The organism is Burkholderia sp. E168m23 (assembly GCF_016586125.1).
GTDB classification, from domain to species: Bacteria; Pseudomonadota; Gammaproteobacteria; order Burkholderiales; family Burkholderiaceae; genus Burkholderia; species Burkholderia orbicola.
Genome location: NZ_BCPP01000804.1, coordinates 1 through 3400 on the forward strand (window position 1 = coordinate 1; position 3400 = coordinate 3400).

The window sequence follows — 3400 nt, forward strand, 5'->3', positions numbered from 1 at the left end:
CGCAATTTATGCGGTCAATTTATCGTCAGAAATATTGTTTTCCGATCCATCGAAAAGCTTTTCCCTATGCACGCTGTTTTCAACGACGCTGCGCCGCCTCGCGGTGTCGGCGACGCGTATCGCACATACCGTCAATCGTCTGCCGATTCATTGCGTGGTGAACGGCTTGCACGGTTTTGTCGCACCATGCACCAGCGCGACTCATCCCTTTGATCACACGGTGCACGAACAGAAGTATCGACGCCGTCCCTCGAACGCCCGCGCCAATACGCATGGGAAAAAATGATGCAGATTTTCGATAACCCTCTTTTTGACTATGCAAAATGGCAGCGCGCCTCGCGCTGCGAGCCGTTTCCGATCCGATACTTTGCGAGCCACGCTTCATGGAAAACATTGCGTTGCGCTATTCGTTGCGCCAATTGCGCTACTTCGTGGTCACCGCGGAAACACTGTCGTTTACCGCCGCCGCACGCCAGTTGCACATCTCCCAGCCGTCGATCTCCACATCGATAGGCGAACTGGAATCTTCATTCGGCATTCAGCTCTTTATCCGCCATCGTGCGAGCGGCGTGTCGTTGACGCCCGCGGGACGTGACGTGCTCGGGCAGGTTCGCAACCTGCTGAAAAACGCGGAAGAACTGCAGACGATGGCACGCGAGATGGATGGCGGCATGTCCGGCACGATCGCGCTGGGCTGCCTCGTCTCGCTGGCGCCGCCGTTGATGCCGGCATTGATGAGCCGCTTCGTTTCCGAGCACAGCGGTATCGGCTTCCGCACGATGGAGGCAAACCAGGACGACCTTCTGTCGGCACTGAGCAACGGCACGCTGGACATGGCGCTCACTTATAGCCTCGATATTGCCGACGACATTTCGTTCACGCCGCTCGTCACGCTGCCGCCGTATGCCATTCTGCCGCTCGAACACAAGCTCGCGCGCAGCAAGAAAGTCGCCCTCGCCGATTTGCTCAACGAACCGTATGTTCTGCTCGACCTGCCGCACAGTCGCGAGTACTTTGCCGGATTGTTCGACCCGCTTGGCCGCCGCCCGTCGCCGACGTTCCGTTCGTCGCAGCCGGAAGTCGTGCGCGGCATGGTGGCCAACGGCCTCGGCTACAGCATCCTGAACTTCCCGCTTCGTTCGACCCGCACCGTCGATGGTGCGACTTTCGCGGTCCGTCCGTTTCGCGACGACGTCGCGGCGATCACCCTCGGCATCGCGATGTCGCGCAGCATGAAACCCCGCCAGCTCGTCACGCGCTTCGCGCAATTCTGCGAAACCTACATCCCTCAGGTGCACGTCCAGGCAACGCCGACTGCATAGGGAAAAACTTCTTGTTGCATCCGAAAAGAATATTTCGACTCTTTATTGGACTTGTTAAATTGGTCTCCAATGTGATCGGTTTCAACGTTTCCAGGAGGCACGATGCGTTCCATCCCTACGGCAGCGCCGTCTATCGACGTGATCGTCCGCGACCTGAAAACCAATTGTGAACGCGACTTCGGCGACGCTCGTGCGATGCCGCCGGGAGTCTACACATCACCCGAATTCCTCGAGCGGGAACAGCAAACCCTCTTTCGCAACGAATGGCTGTGCATGGGCCGCGCGAGCGCACTGCCGAATCCGGGCGACTACCTGACAGCGGAGATCGCAGGCCAGCCGATTATCGTGATCCGCCGCGACGACGGCACACTGCGTGCAATGTCGAACGTATGCCTGCACCGCATGTCCACCCTGCTCGAAGGCCGGGGCAATGTGCGCCGGATCGTCTGTCCATATCACGCGTGGAATTACTCGCTGGACGGCGATCTGCGCGGTGCCCCGATGATGGACAGGCAGGACGGTTTCTGTAAGGACAGCTACAAGCTTCCGCAGGTTCGCTGCGAGATCTGGCAGGGCTGGGTCTACGTCACGCTCAATGAGGAGGCGTCACCTGTCGCCGCCCGATTGAAGGAGCTCGACGAATTGATCGTCAATTACGACATGGCGTCGTATGTCGAGACCTTCCACGAAGAACACGTGTGGGACACCAACTGGAAGATCCTCGCGGAAAATTTCATGGAGAGCTATCACCTGCCGATGCTGCATCGCGCGACGGTGGGCCCGCATTCGAGGCTCGACGAGATGGAATGCCCACCCGGACTTCCTGCATTCAACTATCACTGGATCACGAAAGAGGCCTCGCTGCCGATCGGCAATGCGCATCCGGACAATACGCGCCTGCAAGGCCAATGGCGCAAGACGACAGCGCTCCTCGCGATCTACCCGACCCATCTCGTCACGCTGACGCCGGGCTATTTCTGGTATCTCGTGCTTCAGCCGCTGGGCGTGGATCGCGTGCATATCCGCTTCGGCGGCGGCCTGTCGCCGGAATTCATCGACGACCCGAAGGCGGCCGAATACATGGCGACGCTGAAGAAGCTGCTCGACGAAGTCAATCTCGAAGACCGGCGCGGCGTCGAGGCCGTGTTCCGCGGCGTGCATGCCCCGCTTGCGAAGCCCGGTCACCTGAGTCATCTGGAGCGGCCGAACTACGACTTCGCGCGCTATCTGGCGTCGCACGTCGCCGTCTGAAGCCGCACGCAAACGACTCGCCACCCACGTCACCTCATTGAAGCTCACGATGACCAGTCAACCCTACATTTCGTTCGTCGGCGTCAGCAAGTCCTACGACGGCCGGCATGCGGTTGTCGACGGTCTCGATCTCGACATCGCCCGGGGTGAATTCGTCTCGCTGCTGGGACCGTCCGGCTCCGGCAAGACCACCACGCTGATGATGCTCGCCGGTTTCGAGACCCCGACCGACGGCACCATCCTGCTCGACGGTCATCGCCTCGACGACAAGCCGCCGCACCAGCGCGACATCGGCATGGTGTTCCAGAACTACGCGCTGTTCCCGCACCTGACGATCGCCGAGAACGTCGCGTTTCCGCTATCGGTGCGCAAGACTGCTCGCGAGGAGCGCAAGCAGCGCGTTCAGCGTGCGCTCGACATGGTGGAGTTGTCGCATCTCGCGTCGCGACGTCCCGCGCAATTGTCGGGCGGCCAGCAGCAGCGCGTCGCGCTGGCCCGCGCACTGGTATTCGAGCCTCGCGTGGTACTGATGGACGAACCGCTCGGCGCGCTCGACAAACGGCTCCGCGAAACGATGCAGTACGAAATCATGCGGCTGCATCGCGATCTGTCGCTCACGATCGTCTATGTTACGCACGATCAGAACGAAGCGCTGACCATGTCGAATCGCGTCGCCGTGTTCTCCGACGGACGCATCCAGCAGGCCGCGACGCCGACCGAGCTGTACGAAAACGCGCAGAACGCCTTCGTCGCGAACTTCGTCGGCGAGAACAACGGTCTCGCCGGGCGCATCAGCGCGCTCGATGGCGAATGGGCCGTGCTTCAGC

At 60.7% G+C, this 3400-nt stretch carries 4 protein-coding genes; all 4 read left to right on the top strand.

The genetic code is table 11. The features are described from left to right. Window positions 1–286 (top strand): hypothetical protein (locus JMF90_RS29920; protein ID WP_201325800.1); only part of this gene is annotated, 286 nt, incomplete at its 5' end. Between the two features lie 97 nt (window positions 287–383). After that, window positions 384–1322: a LysR family transcriptional regulator gene (locus JMF90_RS29925; protein ID WP_077217100.1), complete on the top strand. Its 939-nt coding sequence runs from the start codon at window positions 384–386 to the stop codon at window positions 1320–1322. A gap of 102 nt (window positions 1323–1424) precedes the next feature. Continuing rightward, the gene (locus JMF90_RS29930; RefSeq protein WP_027812228.1) at window positions 1425–2573 is read left to right on the top strand and encodes an SRPBCC family protein; all 1149 of its coding nucleotides are present in this window, start codon (window positions 1425–1427) and stop codon (window positions 2571–2573) included. Window positions 2574–2622: 49 nt separating this feature from the next. After that, window positions 2623–3400, top strand: a 778-nt coding sequence (locus JMF90_RS29935) for an ABC transporter ATP-binding protein (protein ID WP_201325801.1), incomplete at its 3' end; no start/stop codon positions are given.